Origin of the sequence: Arenibacter sp. 6A1 (assembly GCF_012272855.1) — a bacterium.
Classification (GTDB): domain Bacteria; phylum Bacteroidota; class Bacteroidia; order Flavobacteriales; family Flavobacteriaceae; genus Arenibacter.
The window spans coordinates 245797-268349 of sequence record NZ_JAAXCQ010000007.1 but is presented as its reverse complement, the minus strand read 5'-3'; the positions used below and the strand labels follow the sequence as shown (position 1 = coordinate 268349).

The window sequence follows — 22553 nt, the reverse complement described above, 5'->3', positions numbered from 1 at the left end:
AAGTTAAGCCCGTCTGCGCCGATGGTACTGCTACACCAAGTGGGAGAGTAGGCCGCCGCCTTTTTTTAAGAGTCCCTTCATGAAAATGAAGGGACTTTTTTTTTGCCGTTCCGCAAAGTAGTTCCACAAAGTAGATCCGCAAAGTCTCCCGACTTTGAGGGCCATCATACCTCAATGTTTCAATAGTAATAAAACCACCATACCGCCAAATCCTTCTTCCAAGACATTTCTTTTTACGTGCCTATACATACTTTAGGCCGGTTCCCTTTTATTAAATACCCCTTCTTTGTAGCGTCATTTCAAACGCAGTGAAGCATTCACAAGAAGCATACGGAAAACAGCATCAGATTGCCTCGTCCTACGTCCTCGCAATGACCGCTTCCAGATCATTTTTTTCATTGGTCCACAGATGCATTTTCAAATTCCCTCATTCTCATATTTTCAATTTGACTTATTGTTACATTAACCAATTGATACATTTCCACATTGTTTAATGGTTACATTAATTACCGGCCTTTCACGGGGCTTTCTCCAGCGCTTCAGCTAATGCCATTCAATAACCATTATCACGCACTAGAAGCTATTACAGCGTGTCGCTTTTACAGTATTAATCACTATTTATTGAATCCTGTTTTTTTATGTACTACCTTAAAAGTTCTGGTCTTTAATCAGGAACTATGACACAATAAAAGTTGGCCCAAACCTCAGGCTGTCTTTCAACAGTCTTATCTATATTAAATTAAGGATTTATAAACAGCACGGGACCTTTTTCTAAATAAAAATATCTTACCAAGGATAAGGTAATAGAAAAGATATGTTTTAAGGGTGTGAGAATTGGAAGCTCTTTGCTCTGTGAAGTCGGGAGACTTTGAGGCGCAGATTAAACTATCTTATAGGGGATATCTCGAGTTTTTTTAGAACGAAATAAACAGACATTTTTGTTGGCACAAAATAGTGTAAACTTTAGTTGGTTTTATTTTAACAATTCACCTCCGCCTCTTAAATGTCTACCGCCTAAATGAGGCCCTTTATTGCGAATTACTGTGTTTATCCATGGTAATGTTTCATCCTCACTAAGATGCTATGCGTGAACAGGAGTAATATGTGTTGTTATTTTCTGTTTTATATAATTTTTAATCAGCTATTATAAAAATTAATATTTAGTTTTTTTAATTATCCTTAAGGACCTTCGATACCAATATCTTATACAAAGTTCCTCTTTTTCTGAAGAAGGTTTGGTTCCTATAAATTAATGTACTAGTTGATTATTTTTGGAATAATTAGTTAGAAATTATGTTTTCGTTGATAAGAAACATAATTTAAATAAATATGTGTTGTCTATGAATATATATTTGCGTAATTAATGCAAGTAGAACATTATTTTTGGGTCTTGGATGCTTTAATTAACCGAAATGTTAAAATTCAGTGTTTTATAATGGAAAATAAAAAAATACCAATAATTGATCTTTTTGCAGGACCTGGAGGGTTAGGGGAAGGTTTTTCTTCAATATATGACCAAGGACAAAGGGTATTTGATATTAAGTTGTCAATAGAAAAAGATGAAAATGCTCAAAAAACGCTAGAATTAAGAAGTTTTTTTAGAAAATTCAATAAAGAGAATGTACCTGAAGAATATTATAATGTTCTTAGGGAAACAAATTTAGTTGAAAGAGAAAAGCTTATAGAAAAGTTATTTTGCAAGTACCCATACCAAGGGCAACTAGCCAAAGAGGAAGCTTGGAAAGCTACACTAGGCAGTGAAGAGTTTCCCTCCTCTAAAGTAGACCAAAGAATAAAAGAGGCATTAAATGGGAATACAGAATGGCTTTTAATAGGTGGTCCTCCTTGTCAGGCTTATTCCATGGCGGGAAGATCTAGAGTTGGAGGAATAGATAGCGGGGACCATCGAGTTTACTTATATAAAGAATACCTGCGAATAATAGCCGAACACCAACCTTCTGTTTTTGTAATGGAGAACGTAAAGGGGCTTTTATCAGCAAAGGTAAATGGGGATAAAGTATTTGATTGGATCCTAGGAGACCTCCAGAATCCTTCTTCCATATTTAAGGCAAGCAAAAGTGCCAAGTATCGAGTTTATTCCTTATCAACCAAACCCGAAGGTTTTAATGAAGAAGGAAATCCTATTTATAAATTCGATAAGGATTTTTTGATACATTCTGAAAAATTTAATGTTCCTCAAAAACGACATAGAGTGATTTTATTAGGGATTAGAGAGGATATTAAGGTTACTCCGAGTATTTTAAATAGTAGAGATAAAGAATTAGATTTAAAGGATGTTATTGGAGACTTGCCAAAACTAAGAAGTGGATTAGGAAGATCAATAATTTCTACCGAAAAAATAAATGGTAAGAAAAAAAGAATCTATAAAAAAGAAGTGGATAACCAAGAGAATTGGTCTAAAACAATAAAGTCTTTTAACGATGAAATAATGTCATGGGGTGTGTTTAATTCTAATGACAATCCTAAAAAAGAAGCTTCTTGTTCATTGGGACTTGGTGGGGAATTTGTGCTCTGCAATACACCTTCTATTAACAATCCATTAAAAGATTGGTATTTAGATGATAATATTGGTGGAATATGTAATCACCAATCTCGCTCACATTTAGTTGAAGACATAAAGAGGTACCTATTTGCAAGCATATATGCGAAGAAGTATAAACGTTTCCCTAGGCTTAAAGATTTTGAAGAATATAGCGATGGATTACTACCAGATCATGAGAGTGCAAAAAGTGGAAAGTTTGCCGATCGATTTAGAGTTCAAATGCCTTACGGGGCAGCTACAACTGTAACCAGTCATATTTCAAAAGATGGCCATTATTTTATTCATTATGATCCTGGACAATGTAGAAGCTTAACTGTTAGAGAGGCTGCCAGAATACAAACATTTCCCGATAATTATTTGTTTAGAGGTTCTAGAACTGCTCAGTATCATCAGGTTGGGAATGCGGTACCCCCGTATTTGGCATTTCAAATAGCAGAAATTGTCGAAAAGATTTTAAAAAAAGTGGAGGCTTAGAATGGCTTTATGATTAAAATTTCAGGTTATAAGATTTCGAAAATGGTGATTTTTAAAACCAAAGAGTAATATATTATAAATTTAATTTTTTATAAAAACTCCACCCAATTTAATAATTGGGTGGAGTTTTTTTTAAAGGTAATTTTTGTTAAAGTATTTTGAATGCTAATCATCTTATAGTAAAAGTTATTAGTTTTTTAAATTGTTTAACTTTTATATCCATCCCAGAAAGTAACGCAATTAAAGTACTGTTCATTTTTTGCTTTAATCCAAATTGACGGTGATTAAAATTTTTATAGTCAACTAATTCTTGTTTATTAGTAAGTAAATAAAACTATTTTATGTAATTTAAGCAATTATTTATAAAAAGTAAAAAAGAGACAATTATCGACTCTTTTTATGAGTTTTTAGACGGGATATAAAAGGTTTTTGTCTAAATATTTAATAGAACAGAAAGGCTTCAATACTTGTAATAAGCTAGAATTAAAAAAGAAAGAATTATATGTTAGAACAATTCGATAACATTCCATTTCAAGAAACACCACCTAAAGCTGGAGCCTTGATTAATACTTTTAGAGCTTTTGGCTATAACCTAAGGACGGCTATTGCGGATATTATCGATAATAGTATATCGGCTGAGGCCAAAAATATTTGGATAGAATATAATTGGGATGGAGCAAATTCTTGGGTGAAAATAACAGATGATGGAGTAGGCATGGATCAAGTAGAGCTGATTGATGCTATGACTCCTGGAAGTAAAGACCCAAATGAAAGTCGTGAAGATTCTGATTTAGGAAGGTTTGGGTTAGGATTAAAAACATCATCATTTTCACAGTGTAAGAGTCTTACGGTAATTTCAAAAAAGAAAGGTTTTAACCTAATTAATAGATGTTGGGATTTAGATTATGTTAATAAAACGGGAAAATGGAATTTATTGGAATATTTATCTGATGATGTTTTCAAAAAAGAATTAGAAAACTTGAATTCTGGAACTACAGTAATTTGGGAAAAACTGGATAGGTTGGTAGGTAATTCTAATGTGAAGAATGAGGCGGCAAGAAAGGTCTTCCTAGAAGAATTCGAATTAGTTGAAGCACATCTATGTCTTGTGTTTCATCGGTACATGGAAAAAAGGAAAATCACTGTTTATCTTAATGGAAATGTATTATCTCCATGGGATCCTTTCATGAAACAATCGGAGGGTGGTCAATTAATTGCTAAAGAATCCATAGATCAAGGAAACGTAAATATTAAATGTTATGTTTTGCCACATATCTCAAAATTAACGTCTGAAGAAAGAAAGGTTGCTAAAACAGAGGATTGGTATCAACTTCAAGGGTTTTATATCTACAGGCAAAACCGTTTGTTGCTTCATGGTGATTGGTTGGGTTTATTCTCCAAAAATGAGCATTTTAAAAATGCAAGGATATTGATTGATATCCCAAATAAATTGGACCATGATTGGAAGATAGATATTAAAAAAGCAACTGCAACACCCTCTTTTTCTGTAAGAAAGGATCTTGTTAGGCTTGGGAAATTAACTAGGCAAGCGGCAGGTTCGATTCATCGCTTTAGGGGCAATCAAATAATTCTTGATGATACTATTAAGAGTTTTGATTTTCAATCCGTATGGAAAGCAAGAAAAACTAGGGATGATGCAAGACATTATTATATAAATGAGGAGCATCCAATTATAAAACGATTGTTGGAAAAGGAAAATATCTCAAAAAGAGATATAAAAAGTCTTCTTAAGTTAATAGGAGACACTACGCCTGTGGAGTCTATAATACAATTTCATAGTGAAGATCCTCAAAGCCATGAACTTAGAGAGTCAAAGTTTGAATTGGATAATGGGATGATTGAAGTAGCAAGAAAAATGCACTCTTCCCTTCGGTCTCAAGGGCTCACTAAAGAAACAGCCGCCAAACAGATTTTTAACATTGAACCTTTTAATCAATACCCAGAACTTCTTCAATATTTAAATTAAATGGATCAATTTCAAAATGCTCGGAACATAGCCCATGTATTGTTAGGTCGATACGAAAAATCAGAATTAAACAGTCAAATCCTTGAAAAGGAAATAGGGAATGTATTTTTAATGCCTGATTTTGAAGGAGTCAATAAGGAAGACCTAATTGCTCAATTAGAAGCAGACTTGGATATTTATTCACATAAAATGACAGAGCTGGTTGAGAAGGAAGTAAGGCCGTGGCTTAGTGATTTGAAGTCTACGATAAATTGGCAATTATGGGATAGGTATAAATTACACATCAAGGCAAAGGATGGCTCTTTCCCAATAGATAGTTTAGATGATCGCACAGATAAGATTTTGGATAAATGTGTTAATCCAAAAACGATAGGTAGTTGGGATAGAAGAGGAATGGTAGTTGGGAATGTTCAATCAGGGAAAACTGCAAATTATACAGGTTTAATCAATAAAGCCACGGACTCAGGGTATAAACTAATTGTGGTTATAGCGGGTATTCATAATTCTTTACGATCCCAAACACAAATCCGAATTGATGAAGGCTATATAGGAAGGAATAGTGCTGATTTTATTCAACGTCAGAAGAATGTAAAAATCGGAGTAGGTAAATACGCTTCAGAAACTGAAATTTATTCATATACTTCCTCAGATGATAAGGGCGATTTTAATAGGTCTGTTGCTACAAGAATTAATGTGCCTATAGAAGGAAAGAGCCCAACAGTTTTAGTGATAAAAAAGAATAAAAGTATTCTAGAGAATCTAATACTTTGGTTGAACCAGTTTGCACATGAGGTTGATGGAAGCAGGAAAATATTAAATACTCCTCTTTTAGTAATTGATGATGAAGCAGACAATGCATCCGTAAACTCAGGCTCTGAATTAGATGTTCGGACAATCAATAGATTAATAAGGACATTGTTAAATCTTTTTAGTCAGAACACATTTATAGGGTATACAGCTACACCTTATGCAAACTTATACATTCCTGCATCATGGAGCGAGGATCTTGAAACTATGGTTAAAGATGTAAAGTTAAAAGTAGGGGAGGATTTATTTCCTCGAGACTTCATTGTGAACCTACCTCCTCCTTCAAATTATATCGGTGCTGCCCAAGTTTTTGGTTTTGAAAACGAAAATACTGGGGAATCCCAAGAAGCTTTAGATATTATAAGATTCGTTGAGGATCAAGAACCTTGGATTCCAAAAAAGATCAATAAAGATAATAATGAAAATTTACCTGATGATATTCCAAAAACCCTTAAGGAGGCTACCAAGGCTTTTATATTAACTTGTACTATTAGACGGCTAAGGGGGCAGGATAAAAAACATTCTTCAATGTTGGTTCATGTAGCTTTAAGGGTTTTATGGATAGATCGAGTAGCATGGTTAATAAATGAATTACTGCGAGATTATAAAAATCAAATTAAATCTGGTCAGGGAACCTTAATTGAAGAACTTGAAGATTTATATGAAAATGATTTTGTATCCACGACTCAAGAGGTGAAGGAAAATATCTCATATAACGATCCAAAAATTAAGGTACATACTTGGGAAGCGGTAAAAGGTGAGTTAAAAGCAGCGGTTTCAAAAATCGAAGTAAGATCTGTACATGGTCTTAAGAAAACAAGTTCACTTGAATATCATAATATTGAAGAGATTGATTACACTAAATATGAAAATGGATTTTCAGTGATTGCTGTTGGGGGTAATAAATTAGCGAGAGGGATAACATTAGAAGGACTTTCCGTTAGCTATTATTTAAGAACCACTCGTATGTATGATTCTTTAATGCAAATGGGAAGATGGTTTGGTTATAGACCTGGTTATGTAGATTTATGCAGGCTATACACAACTGAACAATTAGTTAATTGGTACAGACATGTAACCATGGCTACAGAGGAAATGAGAAATGATTTTGATGAAATGGCAGCAAATAATAAGCAACCAATTGACTATCAGTTAAAAGTTAGAACTCATCCTGGAATGTTAATGATTACCTCTTTAACGAAAATGAGAGAGCATGAAAAAATCGAAGTAGGATTTTCGGGAAAATTAATTCAAACTTATAGTTTCAAAAAAAGAGATATTGAGGCCAATTATATGGATTTTAAATATTTCATATCAAGACTAAATACTCCGGAATTAAAGAAAAACTTAAGTAATTCATTAAGTTCAATATTATGGAAGGATGTCAACTCTTCGATTGTGCTAGATTTTCTGTCGACATATAGGAATGACTATCATCGACTTGATATAATAAAATCCTATATAGAAAAACAAAATGAAAATGGGATTTTAAATCAATGGTCTGTTGCCATATCATTAAATACTAAAGCAAATAATTTACTAGAATTTGAATGGAAAACCGGGAAAGAAATTGGTGGTTTGTCCAAAAGAAAGTTAAAAGATCAAACTCTTGAATTAATCGTTGGTGGTGGGAAAAACGCCATCCTTTTCAAAGAACATAAATTGATTGACTTAGAATTTAAGGAGGAACCGAAAACTGAGAATGAAATAAAAGATTTAAGAAAAAAGTCAGGGAAACCATTGTTAATAATCATTCCAATAGATCCAGAAGGGTTTAAAAATGAGGAGTCAGATGCACCTATTATTGGATTTGGATTAATGTTCCCTATTATAGATTCTGAACAAAAATATGAATATGCGGCACGACCTATAAAACCTGAATTTGAGGAGTCACCTCAAGAAAGCGATGATCCTTCTGATGATGAAAATTAACCTAAAAGAAATTTGGAGAAAACAGAAGGATTATTCCGGAAACCAAGCGATAAGTGAGGAATTTATTTTGGATAATAATATAGTTTGTTCCATAGGATATATACGAGCCTCAAATTCAAAAATGTTTCAAATTGAAATTGGCAATAATGTATCGATTGAGAAAAATTATTTAAAACGGTTTCACGGAGTTGAAATTAGATTATTACCTGGGCAAAACTCCAAACGTAATATTACTATTATATTATCTGATCATGAGCTTTTAGATGTGTTTATTCTATTTCTAGAAGACTTGATAGGAGACATCGAGGTATTAGATAATTATATAGAATTACCATTAATTATAAATAAAAAAGTTAATTATTGGGGTAAATTATTTTCTAAGATTAAAATAGATTTATTACCAAATGAAAAACAAAGGGGTCTATATGGGGAGTTGAAATTTCTTGAATTAATTCTTCAAAAATCATCTAATTCTTTAAAATGTATATCTTCATGGACCGGGCCTCATGGTTCAAATCAAGATTTTAATTATGAAGACATTGCATTAGAATTAAAAACGTCTAAAGCCTCTAAGCCTACAATCAATATTGCCAATGAATTTCAATTAGATTGTAGTATTTGGAGTAAATTGTTCATGGCAATAGTTCATGTTGATGATGTAAATAAAGGGAAGGAGACCTTATACAAGCTCATTACGAAAATTAAAGATATGATCAATGATGGATCAGATTCTTTACAACTATTTGAGTACAAACTTGAACTAATTGGAATTCCACCTAAAGAAGAACTACATTATGATGATTTGGGGTTTTTGATAAGGTCTTTAAAGTATTATCATATAACTGAGGATTTTCCAGCCCTAACTAGTAAGGTAATAAATAACTTAGCTATTCATAACGTACAATATCAGTTAGATATAACTGCTTTTAAAGATTATGAAATAGAATCAGATTTAGTATTTAAAAGTATGATATGAATGCAACAATAAGTAAGGCTAAAAATACAGATTTTGAACTGGAACAATTCGCAAATGAACTATATCATGAAATTAATTCATTAGCATATTCTGATGATGATGGAGCATCAAAGGAGAATAAGTTTACAGAATATATAATGGAATTCCTTGGGGAAGCCGGTGAAACTGAGGGTATACGACTTTGTCCTTATTTTCGTGAGAATAAAAACGAAAATATTGAAATTAAAATAAACGGATATGCCTTGGAGGAAGGTTTAGAAAGTGTTGATTTGTTCATTACCCACTATGAGGATATTAATGAGATTTACCGTCTTTATACAGCAGACTTTGAGAATCTTTTGAAATGGTCTACAAAATTTTTAAATGGATCTCTCAAAGGTCACTTGGAAGATATTGAACAATCATCTGAGGCTTATGGGCTAGCACGTCTAATTAGGGATAATAAAAATGGATTTATAAGAGTTAATATTTTTATTCTTTCCAATGGAAACATTCCTTTTGACGCTCCAAAGAATACAAAGATTAAAGGGTTTGAAGATATTCAAATCAATGTTCATATTTGGGATTTGGAAAGATTACATAGATTGTCGCAGTCCAAATATAATCGAGAACCTATAGAAATTAATTTTAAAGAAACACTTGGAGTAACTATTCCCTGCTTGGAAATGCCCTCAACTAATGAATTATATGAATGTTATTTGGCTATAATCTCTGGACAGACACTAGCCACTCTTTATAAGAATTATGGGACGAGATTATTAGAAAGCAACGTAAGAGCTTTTCTTCAACAAACAGGAAAGGTGAATAGAGGTATTAGAGATACAATTAAAAATGATCCACATTTATTTCTTCCATATAATAATGGATTAGCTTCAACAGCAATTGATGTTGAGACGGAATTAATTAATGGTCAAAAGGTAATCACCACTGTTAAGGATTTTCAGATAGTAAACGGAGGTCAAACTACAGCATCCTTGTTTCATACTTTTAAAAAGTTCAAGGCTGATTTATCTGAAGTTTTCGTGCAAATGAAGCTTACAGTTATAAAGGATGAAGACAAAAAAAATGAGATGGTGCCTTATATCTCACGTTATGCAAATAGTCAAAACAAGGTATCGGAACTTGATTTAACATCCAATAATCCATTTTTGCAAAAGTTAGAAGAATTATCTCGAACTACTTATGCTATTGACTTAAATGACAGAAGTAAGCAGACAATCTGGTATTTTGAAAGAGTTCAGGGACAATATAGAGAAGCCTTAAACAAAGAACCTACTAAAGGAAAACAGGATGCTTTTAAACTGAAATACCCTACCAATCAAAAATTAATTAAGGCAGACGTGGCGAAAGCAATGAATATTTTTAAGCTTATGCCTTATCACGTTTCCAAAGGGGCTCAGAAAAATTATAATGTTTTCTTAGCGGAAGCTGAAAAGGAATATAAAAAAAACAAACCTACTCGTGTGCTATGGGAAGATGTTGTTGCAAATACTATTCTTTTTAGAACGACGGATAAATTATTCGGTCGTAAAAATCAGAATCCAATTGGGGACACAAATATTAAATCACATACCGTGGCCTATACTTTGTCTCTGCTCCATAAAATAACAAATAACAAAATTAATTTAGGTAAAATATGGGAAAATCAGTGTATTGATCCCGAGTTGGAACACGAACTAAAAAACGGTTTAGTGTATGTTTATAAGTTTTTTACTTCTCTAAACGTGCTATTAATAAGTGAAGCTGCTAAAGCTGAGAAAACTTGGACCTTACTAGTTGACCAAAAAGAACATCCATTTGATTTAGGTATTCTTAAGAAATATTGTTCTTCAGATAGTGAATTAAAAAAACGATATGATAATAATATAGATAATGTTGCTGAGTCTAAAAGATATAACGAATTACAGAAAATTGTTGAGCTAGGAATTAGATTTTGGGATGGGCTTTACACTTATAACATTAGAACAAAAATCTTGACCAAATATGAAGATAATATAGTTTCTAATATAAGAAGTAAAATAAAGAGATCTGGTAATTTTACAGACAGTGAAATTAAAAATGGAATTCTAATCATTGAAAAATTAAAAAAATTAAACATAAATAATGATGAGTTGTCCGCTTTAAGTAAGGTTGATGAAAAAATAATAATTGATCCATCCACTATATATAATAGGCTTCTGTTAATTGAAACGGCTAAATGGAATCAAATAATTGCCTTGGGTGAGCAAACGGGTAATCTTACATTTAAAGAAATCAGCGTAATTAAAACTGTAATTCAAAAAATTAAAAGAAAAGAAAATATCGATTTAAATCGCTTGGAAATAGTTGATTCAGCTATAAAAAAACTAAGTAAATATGGAATTAAAATTTAGCTAGAAATTAATAAAAATGGGACTATTTCATAAAGTGTGTAAATAGAAAAATAACTTGGGTCAAGACACCGCTAGCACGAGCGTCACGCTCGTGCCGGTCCAGCTTTTCGGTCCATTTTAGTTATTCGTATCATTATAACATTCCTAGATTCATATTGTCGACATCTATTTTTAATATGGTCTAGTCTTCGGCATAATTTCTGGCACTGCTGTACTCGCTAGCGCGAGGGTCACGCTCGTGCCGGCCCTGCTTTTCGGTCCATTTTAGTTATTCGTATCATTATAACATTCCTAGATTCATATTATCGACATCTATTTTTAAAATGGTCTAGTCTTCGGTATAATTTCTGGCACTGCTGTACTTTAAGTCCACCGGGTCGGTCACAAACCCTGCCTCCACTGGGTTGTTGTGAGTGTATGCTATCTTTTGTTTTATGACCTTATTGTTCCAAAGTTCTATGGGTTTGTTATGTTGTTGCCAGAGTTGTCTTTGGGAGACATTACTTTTCTTTTTCCCTGCTCGTTCTAGCATCTATAAAAGCCGTTCCTTTCTGCTTTCCTGAGGATTATCTTCGATTTCTTTTATCAATTTCCTAGCGGTATACCCTTTAAAGTCCCTTAACAGCCGAGAAGGGTCTTCCTGGTCTGAGCGAAATACAAAGTGTATACTTCGACTTCGCTCAGTACAGGCATGGCTGGGCATAAAGAATTAAGCAAACACTTCCATGCCTTTTTCTGCCCTGCAAAAAGCTACGCTTTCCTTTAAGATTGAAAAATAGGGCTATCTAGTGAATATATCCAACCAATATACCGTTGCAAAACTTATAAAGTAGACGGCGGACTTATTATGGAATTTGTGTTTTCTGGTCATCTTTACTTTTTTTAATATGGACTGCTTACTCTTGCCGGCACGAGCGTGACGCTCGCGCTAGCGGGGCAATTATTTCCAATGCACCAGCTGGCCCCTCTTATTGCAAATGCATATCATTACATTTTTTGTTCGGTCCTACCGTTTACTGGCTACCGCTCACTGATTTCCGCGTTAGCTATTGCAGCGGCATCCTTTTTTAAAGGCCACATGGCCCTTTAAAAAAGATACAGCGGAAAGAGCGACCCGATAGGGGAACGCCCATATAGAACATGGACAACTGATATCTATAAGAAAGAATTTGGGTGTCGCCCTCATGCCCATCTTACTTACCGGGCTAGTATGGCCAAAACGCCTTTTTAAATCACAAGAATGGAAACCATAAGCAGCCTATCTCCATACAATTTGGTTACGCTGGCATGCAATCCTTAATACAAGCTTTATGAGCGCTTAAAACTAACTTTAATCATAGAAATCATATTTGTATCCATATAATTTAAATAGAATATGAGACATTTTAGTAAGTTGATTTTGGCATCATGCCTATTATTAATAGTGGGTTGTATTAAGGAGAATGACAGTACGGAAACAGTGGTAGATACGACTGTTAATTTTCAGTTTAAAACTTCCATACCTATTGGAGGTGAAGGGGCTGCAGAAATTACGGCTTATGACCCAATTTCTAAAAAGCTATTTACGGTGAATGTAGCCTCCAATCAGATCGCAGTAAGCAATATATCGGCTCTAAGCTCTCCTGTTCAGGAAATGCCCATAGATTTAAATGCCTATGGGGCTCCAAATAGTGTGGCCATCCATACTGGGAGATTGGCGGTCGCAGTAGAGGCGAGTCCAAAACAGCTTCCAGGAAAGGTATTGGTATTTAATACCTTGGACAATACTTTAATAAGTGAGTTTACGGTTGGTGCTTTACCGGATATGGTGACATTTTCAAAAGACGGGAATTTAATTATTACTGCCAATGAGGGCGAACCTAATGATGATTATACCAATGACCCTGATGGAACTATCAGTATCATTAACCTAAAGGAAAACTCGGTTACCAACCTGGACTTCTCTTCTTTTAATAGTGAAGAAGAAGCCTTGGAAGCGCAAGGGTTTAGGGTCTTTGGTCCCAATGCCAATTTAGCGGCCGATGTGGAACCGGAATACATTGCCATTTCTGACGACTCCCAAACGGCATGGGTGTCCTTGCAAGAAAATAATGGGATTGCTAAAGTAAATCTGGTATCAAAAACTATTGAGGCTATTTATCCACTAGGATTTAAAGATTATAATGTAGCCGGCAACCAAATAGATGCCAGCGATAAGGATACTAAAAAAGCGCTTAAAAATTGGCCGGTATACGGGATGTATCAGCCCGATGCGATTGTTTCCGTTACCATAAGCGGAACGGAGTATATTATCTCTGCCAATGAAGGCGATGCACGAGATTATAGCGGCTTTAGTGAAGAAGTGCGCGTAGATGATTTGCTATTGGATGTAACGGCATTTCCTGCGGCACAGGACTATCAGAACCCAAGCAACTTAGGGCGACTAAAAACAACGACAACTCTAGGAGATTTTGATAATGATGGCGACCATGATGCTATTTACAGCTATGGGGCACGTTCCTTTAGTATCTGGTCTACAAACGGAAGTTTGGTGTACGACAGTGGGAATAGCATTGCGGTAGAAACATTAAAGGCAACGCCAGATCGCTTTAATGACGACGATGGCCGAAGTGACGATAAAGGTGCTGAGCCAGAAAGTGTGGAGGTTTTAAATATTGGTAACGAACGCTATATCCTTTTTGTTGGATTGGAGCGAAATGACCAGGTTTTAGTTTATGATATCACTAATCCGACCATGCCGGAATTCCTTAGTATTTTATCGCACACAGGAGATGAGGCACCAGAGGGATTATTGGCTATAAAAGCAGCGGATAGCCCCAGCGGGAAAGATCTTTTAGTGGTTTCTAATGAAGATAGTGGTACCGTTACTATTTACGAAAATATGTAGGTGCTTGTTTTGTTAGTTATTAATTTTGTTAGAAGAAAAGCCATCGCAAGTGTTGCGATGGCTTTTTATATGTACACTTGTCTGAAGTTGCTCCCTTTTTTTGGACTCGTAAAAAATGAATACAGTTATTGTAAGTAGCGTTTAAATCTCTTCAATCCGCAATAAGTGCATCAATCTATGGGCAAAGGGAGCAAAGAAAATAGCGACGGTACTTAAAAAAATAACCCCACTAAAAATAGCATAGGCCGAAGCGAACAATGTAGCGGCATCGGTAACCATCTCATTAACCGGCCCCATTCCTGTCAAGATCATCGAAGCATTATACAGACTGTCTACCCACCCTAATGCACCAATAAAGTGATCGCCCAGAACTCCTATGCCCAAGGACACCACCAATTGTAAAATTGAAAACGAAGCATATTTAAATTCTCGTTTCGCAAAATTTTTGGGCGCAAGAATATTGGTGCTTATAACCTTTATGATATAAGTGTTTGAAATTCCGCCTAATTACGTATTCCAGGAAGGCTATTTATTTCCTTATAATGCCCCAAGGCGCTCCCAGCCCACGTTTAAAGGGGGGTACGCTGCTTTATGGCCTATAAATAAGGCCCAACAAATAGCTGTGGTAGCCAGGGCGTGGACGGTTTTGGTTGTAAAGGTCACAACCCCTAATCTTGATCGCTTCTTGCATTTTCTTTTGGGGTTTTCATTAAAAAACGATACTTTTATAAGTATCTGATATTCAATAGGTCTATTGATGTTTTTTCTGTGCTATACTGCAATTATACAGTCTTTTGTATGTCGCAAATAGTAAGCAGTTATGATGGTTACTTGCTACCCCTCTACGCTTGATAGGAATAATGCTATTCCAATTTTTATATCTCTTATATCCTATAAGGTTTTCGTTTATTTAAAAAATGTACTCATGAAAAAGTTATCTTTTTACAGTGTCCTATTTTTATCCCTGTTGTTTTTGACGGCTTGTAGCAAGGAGTCAGTAGCTACGGAGGTCCCCATGGTCAATGAGACCGCTACTAGTAAGGCTAATTCCAATAAAGTCACCGCTACAGACGGATTCACCACTCCTCTTTTTGGCCTCGCCACGGCGCCTAACGGCGATATTCTGGTGGCAGACGGTGGGGCGGGAATTGCCAATGCTACAGGGACCACAACTATACCCTTGCCCGGGATTACCGATATTGCCCCTATAGGAACCGGTTCCATGTGGGCGATCACCGGCGCCATTGGTGGGCCAGATGGGGCTATTATCAATACCGGCCAGGGGCTGCATCGTGTTTCTAAAGGCAACAGCAAACTGATTGCCAACCTGTTCGAATATGAGGAGGCCAACGATCCTGATGGGGCGGGGGTAGACTCCAATCCCTTTGGTGTGGCGTCTCTTGGCGGCAATGCCGCCTTGGTTACCGATGCCGGGGGCAACGATCTGCTGCGCGTAGATAATCAAGGAAATATTGAGCTTTTGGCCGTTTTCCCCGATGAGGTGGTATCTACGGCCAACCTACAGAACCTCGTTGGCTGTCCTAATCCCGATTTTGCCTTTATTTGCGACACAGCCGAAATGCCGGCCCAGGCCGTTCCCACCACGGTGGTAGTAGGGCCGGACGGATATTACTATGTGGGTGAGCTTAAAGGTTTTCCGGCCCCAGCGGGGGAATCTAATATTTGGCGGATTTCGCCCAATGCGTCGGAAGCCGACTGTGCTACCAGTCCAGATTGTATGAAGCTGCTAGATGGTGGATTCACCTCTATTATCGATATGGCGTTTTGTGCGGACGGAAAGCTATTCGTCGCCGAACTAGATGAACAAAGCTGGTTTGCAGTAGAAGTACTTGGTGGCGGTATTGGCGGTAGAATCAGTGCCGTAGATCTAGAAACCCTAGAGGTCCAAGTGGTGGCTACGGGGATCATGGGGCTTACAGGGATTACCTTCGGAAAGGATGGCAGCCTATGGGCCACCACCAATTCCCTGAGTCCAGAACTCGCAGAAGTTATTAAGATCTCTATGTAATGATATTGCTATCATACCTCTAATATGCCATGGCTACAAACGGTAGGTGATTCGGTTTGTAACATTCCACTGCCAGCCAAATGCTATAGGGCTACTAGAAAATCCCTCCTGCCATACATTTTGGCGTGGGGGCTTTTTCCTTGGTAGGCTGGCTATTGAATTTAAGTGGCGGCAGTATTATTATTTTTAATTAGTGCTGACCTGCATCCGTATTCTGTTCATTTTTTCCATGTATGAAATGCGGAGCATTCATGAATACCTTTAAAAAACAATAGGTACGTCCATGAATAAAAAACAAACCAGGGCCTCTAACCGAGGGTACAGTGTACCTTTGGTCCGTGGAGCCAGCTGTAGCCTTGGCCTACTTTGCAAAATGATTCACTCAAAAGAAATTTTATTGGGCAGCACCTTCATTTTAGGAACTCGCAATTGAAATACCCTTAAATAAGGAAATTCGTGTAGCCCGGACAGCCTAAAAATTCCTTGGCGGCAGGCTGGCCTTTTCACTAAAATAGTCCACTGGACTATTCCTCAACGTTCGATCCTACTTCAAGTTGCACGGTAAACTTTCGGTAGGCCCAAAAACCTTATAAACAGCACCCTTCATTACAAAAATCTCTCAACATACAGCCCTATAAAGAGTCTGTAAAGACTAACTAAAATCGTTTAGGATGTTAATTATGAACTATAAAAACAGCAATAGCGTGGTTGATAAATCACCTTTTGCTATTGCTGAAATGTAGATGCTATTAGTCCAACGGCATACGTCTTTGTACGCCTCGGCAACTATTTAATTTTATCTATGATAAGTTGATTTTCCGTAGCGCCTATAACATTCTTATAAAGGTTATAGAGTACGTTCCAAAAATCATTGTTGATGGCATCTCCATGTCCAAAACCGTTAAAATGGGCTCCTGCTCCCATGGCATGGCCAAATTCGTGTATGGCAACCTCCAGGCTTGCTGTACATTTAGAAGAGGAAAGGTGCACATAAAGGACGGTATTGATGGTGCCGTTTTCGGTATAAAAGGAATTGGGGTAAGCGGTAGTTCCTATGTTTTTGGAGACCATGCCACAAGAGTTTTTATCGACAACACCCCCTGGACCAATAGCGGTACCCTCACTTATAATAAGTCCCCTCGTAATTTCATCATTGGGAACATTGGCAATGCTAGTCCTATCGAACATAGGAACCCCCATGACCTCCTCTATTTTATCCATTGCTTTAATAGCTAGGGCATTGTTATTGGTCTTTACGGGGATGAGACCTTCGGTGTCAATATCCCATCGTTTTAGGTGTCCCGAAGCGATACCGGACCAAGGAAAAGTATCTCCATAAAGATTGGTGATGTTCATATTATTGATAATTCCCTCTTCATTAACCGTACGCTCACTGCCCTCACAGGCAAATAGTAAAAAGCAAACTCCTAAAAAATAAAGTTTTGATGTCATTCTCCAATTAAAGATTTAGATGACCGGCAAACATAGATTATTGAAAATAACCTCACAATTTCTTATTTGAGGAAATTTTAGGTGAATGCGTTTTTATGTTTTGTGCAGTATTGCGAGCGTATTCCCACTAACGAAAGGGATACGCAGATACTTTCGGAGTGGACAGCAGTGCATGAATAGCCTATTTTTTCACCTTGTCATAATGTGATAGAATTCTCTTTAGGGTACTTTTTTTTACCTTTAAAACGGAGCCATGTCTTGTTCCTACTGGGAAACTTATGTCGTCTGAGATATCTTTCCAAACCATTAAATCGGAAGAGGTAACAGCCCCTATTTTCTGGCTCATATACCGATCAAAATAAACGATCCACTCATCATTTTTTTTAATGCTTGTCGGGCCTTCGACCCAATTAGAGGTAATGGGTTCGGATGGCGTAGAATAAGGGCCTTTTAGGTCTTTACTAGTAGCAATTCGGATATTTTTTTGCGGGTTGGGCAATAGGGTTTCATCCTTTAAAAACATAAGATACCCCTCGCGGTTCTTATTAATATTGGCATCTATGACATTAAGCCCTGGCTCATAGAATAGTTGGGTATCTGTAAACGCCACAAAATCTTTGGTAGTGGTATAATACATTCTATGGTTGTACCCGTCATCGCCCAAGGCATCCGTTTCCGGAAACCGTCCTGGAATGGTGGTGGCCCAATGAATTATATATTCCTTAGAATTTTCATCGTAAAAAATTTCTGGCGCCCAGCAGTTTCTCGCTTCCGGTTCATCTTGCATCACCGGAAGAAACTTTTGCTCGGACCAATGAATTAAATCTGATGAGCTCGCATACCCAATTCCTTTTTCCTTCCAGCTTACGGTCCATACCATATGGTATTTGTTGTCTCCCCCAAGAATAATACAAGGGTCGCGCATTAGTTTATCCTTCCCCACCCTTGGTTTTAAAACGGACGCATCCTCATTAATGGCCGTCCATTGTAGGCCATCCTCACTGTAAGCAAGGTGTAGACCGTCTTGGCCATTGTCCTTAAAATAAGAAAACAGATAGCTGTCGGCCTCCTTCTCTGCGCATCCAAATACAAATAGTAAGCTTAGTAATACGATATAATTTTTCATGCTGTTATCTATACTGTTTTGGGCGTTTCCCTGCGGGGCGGGCTATCCGCTGCAAGTCCTCCCTCGTTCCTCGCTGCGGGCTTTTCACTACTATCCCTAACGCTGGGCCTTGGTCGCTCCGCTAGCGAAAGGTATTTTAGAAAAAACATATCCTCTTCTGATGTCTTTTGTAAAGTAATGATAGGTTTTAGCTTGCCTGAAAAAGGCAGGGCTTTATCTTTATTGAAGACTTGAAGATAAATAATTAATGAACTGTACGCAAGCACATATTATAATCGCGGTATAGTCAAACGGTGGTAATGAATTTCTCTTTAAGGGTTGCTTACCGCTAGCACGAGGGTCACGCTCGTGCCGGTCCTGCTTTTCGGTCCATTTTAGCTATCGTTATCCTTATAACATTCCCAGGTTCATATTGTCGACATCTATTTTTAATATGGTCTGGTCTTCGGCATAATTTCTGGCACTGCTGTACTCGCTAGCGCGAAGGTCACGCTCGTGCCGGCCCTGCTTTTCGTTCCATTTTAGCTATCGGTATCCTTATAACATTCCTAGATTCATATTGTCGACATCTATTTTTAAAATGGTCTGATCCTCGGCATAATTTCTGGCACTACTGTACGCGCTAGCGCGAGCGTGCCGCTCGTGCCGGTCCTGCTTTTCGTTCCATTTTAGCTATCGTTATCCTTATAACATTCCTAGATTCATATTATCGACATCTATTTTTAAAATGGTCTGATCCTCGGCATAATTTCTGGCACTGCTGTACTCGCTAGCGCGAGGGTCACGCTCGTGCCGGTCCTGCTTTTCGGTCCATTTTAGTTATTGTTATCATCATAACATTCCTAGATTCATATTTTCGTTATCTATTTTTAAAATGGTCTGGTCTTCGGCATAATTTCTGGCACTGCTGTACTTCCAGTCCACCGGGTCGGTCACAAAACCTGCCTCCACCGGGTTGTTGTGAATGTATTCTATCTTTGTGTTTTATGACCTTATTGCTCCAAAGTTCTATGGGTTTGTTATGTTGTTGCCAGAGTTGTCTTTGGGAGACATTACTTTTCTTTTTTCCTGCTCGTTCTAGCATCCATAAAAGCCATTCCTTTCTGTTTTCCTGAGGATTTTCCTCGATTTCTTTTATCAATTTCCTAGCCGTATATCCTTTAAAGTCCCTTAACAGTCCGGAAGGGTCTTCCTGGTCTGAGCGAAATACAAAATGAATATGGCTGGGCATAAAGCAATAGGAAAACACTTCCATGCCTTTTTCAGCCCTGCAAAAAGCTACGCTTTCCTCTAAGATTGAAAAATAGTCCTGTCTGATGAATATATCCAACCAATATACCGTTGCGAAGCTTACGAAGTAAGCAGCGGACTTATTATGGAACTTGTATTTTCTGGTCATCTTTACTTTTTTAATATGGACTGCTTACTCTTGCCGGCACGAGCGTGACGCTCGCGCTAGCGAAAGGTGTTTTAAGAAGAAAATATATCCTCTTCTGATGTCTTTTGTAAAGTAATGATAGGTTTTGGGGTTGCTTAGGAAATAGCTCTTTTATTTTCTTGAAGATAAATAATTAATGAACTGTACGCAAGCACATACTATAATCACGGTATAGTCCAAATTTGGAAATGAATTTCTCCTAAAGGGTTTTGCTTACCGCTAGCACGAGGGTCACGCTCGTGCCGGTCCTGCTTTTCGGTCCATTTTAGTTATTGTTTTCATCATAACATACCTAGATTCATATTGTCGATATCTATTTTTAAAATGGTCTGATCCTCGGCATAATTTCTGGCACTGCTGTACGTGCTAGCGCGAGGGTCACGCTCGTGCCGGTCTTGCTTTTCGGTCCATTTTAGTTATTGTTTTCATCATAACATTCCTAGATTCATATTGTCGACATCTATTTTTAAAATGGTCTGATCCTCGGCATAATTTCTGGCACTACTGTACGTGCTAGCGCGAGGGTCACGCTCGTGCCGGTCCTGCTTTTCGGTTCATTTTAGCTATCGGTATCATCATAACATACCTAGATTCATATTTTCGTTATCTATTTTTAATATGGTCTGATCCTCTGCATAATTTCTGGCACTACTGTACGTGCTAGTGCGAGGGTCACGCTCGTGCCGGTCCTGCTTTTCGTTCCATTTTAGCTATCGTTATCCTTATAACATTCCTAGATTCATATTGTCGATATCTATTTTTAAAATGGTCTGATCCTCTGCATAATTTCTGGCACTGCTGTACTCGCTAGCGCGAGGGTCACGCTCGTGCCCGTACTGCTTTTCGGTTCATTTTAGTTATTGTTATCCTTATAACATTCCTAGATTCATATTTTCGAACTCTATTTTTAAAAAGGTCTGATCCTCGGCATAATTTCTGGCACTGCTGTGCTCGCTAGCGCGAGGGTCACGCTCGTGCCGGTCCTGCTTTTCGGTCCATTTTAGTTATTGTTATCATCATAACATTCCTAGATTCATATTTTCGTTATCTATTTTTAAAATGGTCTGATCCTCTGCATAATTTCTGGCACTGCTGTACTTCCAATCTACCGGGTCGGTCACAAAACCTGCCTCCACCGGGTTGTTGTGAATGTATTCTATCTTTTGTTTTATGACCTTATTGCTCCAAAGTTCTATGGGTTTGTTATGTTGTTGCCAGAGTTGTCTTTGGGAGACATTACTTTTCTTTTTTCCTGCTCGTTCTAGCATCCATAAAAGCCATTCCTTTCTGCTTTCCTGAGGATTTTCCTCGATTTCTTTTATCAATTTCCTAGCCGTATATCCTTTGAAATCCCTTAACAGCCCGGAAGGGTCTTCCTGGTCTGAGCGAAATACAAAATGAATATGGCTGGGCATAAAGCAATAGGCAAACACTTCCATGCCTTTTTCAGCCCTGCAAAAAGCTACGCTTTCCTCTAAGATTGAAAAATAGTCCTGTCTGATGAATATATCCAACCAATATACCGTTGCGAAGCTTACGAAGTAAGCAGCGGACTTATTATGGAACTTGTATTTTCTGGTCATCTTTACTTTTTTAATATGGACTGCTTACTCTTGCCGGCACGAGCGTGACGCTCGCGCTAGCGAAAGGTGTTTAAGAAGAAAATATATCCTCTTCTGATGTCTTTTGTAAAGTAATGATAGGTTTTGGGGTTGCTTAGGAAATAGCTCTTTTATTTTCTTGAAGATAAATAATTAATGAACTGTACGCAAGCACATACTATAATCACGGTATAGTCCAAATTTGGAAATGAATTTCTCCTAAAGGGTTTTGCTTACCGCTAGCGCGAGGGTCACGCTCGTGCCGGCCCTGCTTTTCGGTCCATTTTAGCTATCGTTTCCTTATAACATACCTAGATTCATATTGTCGAAATCTATTTTTAATATGGTCTGATTACTCGTGCCCGCATTGACTGACAGTTATTGTGATATCACGATTGGGCTATGCTATATTATTTATTTCCAAAGACCGCTTGTTGCGCTTTTTGTAGATTCCTTTTTGTTAGTGCCGCATCAATATCAAACTCCGCCATTTTAGCCGGATCACCCAAGATCCGCGAAACCAAATCGTACTTTCCTTTGTATTGGTTAATAGTACGTAAGGTGGTACCCACATTATCGGGATGATTCACGATCACGGCAATTTGCTCGTTGGTATGGGTTGCTTTATAGTGATCAAAAACCGCCTCGGCAGATAGGATGTGCTCATAATCATACCGATCGCCTCCCCGTAGTGTTTTTCCGGTATAGCAGTCTTGGTAAAGAGCCAACTCCCGACCATCATAGGCCTTTCCTCTATTTAAGGCTTCTTGGTGCATCAGGGCCTTTCTTTGTGTAAAAGCTTGGTCAATTTCCGTGCGGTGGTACGGCCGGTTTGGGTTAAATGATCTGTCCTTGGTCAGTTTTTCTTTTTCCATGGTAGATAGGCTTTCAGCAAGCAATTATTTTATT

Annotated in this window: 13 protein-coding genes and 1 pseudogene; 7 read left to right on the top strand and 7 right to left on the bottom strand. The window is 37.3% G+C overall.

Going from position 1 to position 22553, the window contains the following annotated elements; genetic code table 11:
• The first annotated feature begins 1435 nt into the window (after positions 1-1435).
• From HCG49_RS08705 to HCG49_RS08685, 5 genes are all read left to right on the top strand, one after another.
• Positions 1436-3037 (top strand): DNA cytosine methyltransferase, encoded by a 1602-nt coding sequence (locus HCG49_RS08705; protein ID WP_168469135.1) that lies wholly within the window; start codon positions 1436-1438, stop codon positions 3035-3037.
• A 502-nt stretch (positions 3038-3539) separates the two neighbouring features.
• Positions 3540-5024, top strand: a complete 1485-nt coding sequence (locus HCG49_RS08700; RefSeq protein ID WP_168469134.1) for an ATP-binding protein — start codon at positions 3540-3542, stop codon at positions 5022-5024.
• A complete protein-coding gene (locus HCG49_RS08695; protein ID WP_168469133.1) occupies positions 5025-7763 on the top strand; it encodes a Z1 domain-containing protein in 2739 nt (912 codons plus the stop codon).
• A complete protein-coding gene (locus HCG49_RS08690) occupies positions 7750-8739 on the top strand; it encodes a PD-(D/E)XK motif protein (protein WP_168469132.1) in 990 nt (329 codons plus the stop codon). Before HCG49_RS08695 ends, HCG49_RS08690 begins: the two co-directional genes overlap by 14 nt.
• Complete coding sequence (locus HCG49_RS08685) at positions 8736-11111, top strand: AIPR family protein (RefSeq protein ID WP_168469131.1); 2376 nt, start codon at positions 8736-8738, stop codon at positions 11109-11111. The genes HCG49_RS08690 and HCG49_RS08685 overlap by 4 nt, the downstream gene beginning before the upstream one ends.
• 328 nt (positions 11112-11439) lie before the next feature.
• On the opposite strand, the gene HCG49_RS18825 is transcribed toward HCG49_RS08685, so the two are convergent.
• The gene (locus tag HCG49_RS18825) at positions 11440-11643 is read right to left on the bottom strand and encodes a transposase (protein WP_410488988.1); all 204 of its coding nucleotides are present in this window, start codon (positions 11641-11643) and stop codon (positions 11440-11442) included.
• An 843-nt stretch (positions 11644-12486) separates the two neighbouring features.
• On the opposite strand from HCG49_RS18825, the gene HCG49_RS08675 reads away from it, so the two are divergent.
• On the top strand, positions 12487-13998 hold the full coding sequence (locus tag HCG49_RS08675) for a choice-of-anchor I family protein (protein ID WP_168469130.1): 1512 nt from the start codon (positions 12487-12489) through the stop codon (positions 13996-13998).
• A gap of 141 nt (positions 13999-14139) precedes the next feature.
• On the opposite strand, the gene HCG49_RS08670 is transcribed toward HCG49_RS08675, so the two are convergent.
• Complete coding sequence (locus tag HCG49_RS08670; RefSeq protein ID WP_205764368.1) at positions 14140-14382, bottom strand: hypothetical protein; 243 nt, start codon at positions 14380-14382, stop codon at positions 14140-14142.
• Between the two features lie 541 nt (positions 14383-14923).
• On the opposite strand from HCG49_RS08670, the gene HCG49_RS08665 reads away from it, so the two are divergent.
• Positions 14924-16027 carry a ScyD/ScyE family protein gene (locus HCG49_RS08665; RefSeq protein ID WP_168469129.1) on the top strand — a complete coding sequence of 368 codons (1104 nt, stop codon included), beginning with the start codon at positions 14924-14926 and terminating at the stop codon, positions 16025-16027.
• A gap of 786 nt (positions 16028-16813) precedes the next feature.
• Here the strand turns inward: HCG49_RS08665 and HCG49_RS08660 are convergent.
• The 5 genes and pseudogenes from HCG49_RS08660 to HCG49_RS08640 form a co-directional block, all read right to left on the bottom strand.
• Positions 16814-17479, bottom strand: coding sequence for a hypothetical protein (locus HCG49_RS08660; RefSeq protein ID WP_168469128.1), 666 nt, complete (start codon positions 17477-17479; stop codon positions 16814-16816).
• A 181-nt stretch (positions 17480-17660) separates the two neighbouring features.
• Positions 17661-18605, bottom strand: coding sequence for a glycoside hydrolase family 43 protein (locus HCG49_RS08655; protein WP_168469127.1), 945 nt, complete (start codon positions 18603-18605; stop codon positions 17661-17663).
• Positions 18606-19436: 831 nt separating this feature from the next.
• Positions 19437-20004: pseudogene (locus HCG49_RS08650) on the bottom strand (REP-associated tyrosine transposase).
• Positions 20005-21059: 1055 nt separating this feature from the next.
• Positions 21060-21626 carry an REP-associated tyrosine transposase gene (locus HCG49_RS08645; RefSeq protein ID WP_168469126.1) on the bottom strand — a complete coding sequence of 189 codons (567 nt, stop codon included), beginning with the start codon at positions 21624-21626 and terminating at the stop codon, positions 21060-21062.
• A gap of 428 nt (positions 21627-22054) precedes the next feature.
• Positions 22055-22519: a hypothetical protein gene (locus tag HCG49_RS08640; RefSeq protein WP_168469125.1), complete on the bottom strand. Its 465-nt coding sequence runs from the start codon at positions 22517-22519 to the stop codon at positions 22055-22057.
• Positions 22520-22553: the final 34 nt, after the last annotated feature.

What these genes read in the sequence shown, in the direction of transcription:
- HCG49_RS08705 (WP_168469135.1), top strand. Translation starts at nt 1,436, where the DNA reads ATGGAAAATAAAAAAATACCAATAATTGATCTTTTTGCAGGACCTGGA.
- HCG49_RS08645 (WP_168469126.1), bottom strand. Translation starts at nt 21,626, where the DNA reads ATGACCAGAAAATACAAGTTCCATAATAAGTCCGCTGCTTACTTCGTA.
- HCG49_RS08690 (WP_168469132.1), top strand. Translation starts at nt 7,750, where the DNA reads ATGATGAAAATTAACCTAAAAGAAATTTGGAGAAAACAGAAGGATTAT.
- HCG49_RS08640 (WP_168469125.1), bottom strand. Translation starts at nt 22,519, where the DNA reads ATGGAAAAAGAAAAACTGACCAAGGACAGATCATTTAACCCAAACCGG.
- HCG49_RS08675 (WP_168469130.1), top strand. Translation starts at nt 12,487, where the DNA reads ATGAGACATTTTAGTAAGTTGATTTTGGCATCATGCCTATTATTAATA.
- HCG49_RS08655 (WP_168469127.1), bottom strand. Translation starts at nt 18,605, where the DNA reads ATGAAAAATTATATCGTATTACTAAGCTTACTATTTGTATTTGGATGC.
- HCG49_RS08660 (WP_168469128.1), bottom strand. Translation starts at nt 17,479, where the DNA reads ATGACATCAAAACTTTATTTTTTAGGAGTTTGCTTTTTACTATTTGCC.
- HCG49_RS08700 (WP_168469134.1), top strand. Translation starts at nt 3,540, where the DNA reads ATGTTAGAACAATTCGATAACATTCCATTTCAAGAAACACCACCTAAA.
- HCG49_RS08665 (WP_168469129.1), top strand. Translation starts at nt 14,924, where the DNA reads ATGAAAAAGTTATCTTTTTACAGTGTCCTATTTTTATCCCTGTTGTTT.
- HCG49_RS18825 (WP_410488988.1), bottom strand. Translation starts at nt 11,643, where the DNA reads ATGCTAGAACGAGCAGGGAAAAAGAAAAGTAATGTCTCCCAAAGACAA.
- HCG49_RS08685 (WP_168469131.1), top strand. Translation starts at nt 8,736, where the DNA reads ATGAATGCAACAATAAGTAAGGCTAAAAATACAGATTTTGAACTGGAA.
- HCG49_RS08695 (WP_168469133.1), top strand. Translation starts at nt 5,025, where the DNA reads ATGGATCAATTTCAAAATGCTCGGAACATAGCCCATGTATTGTTAGGT.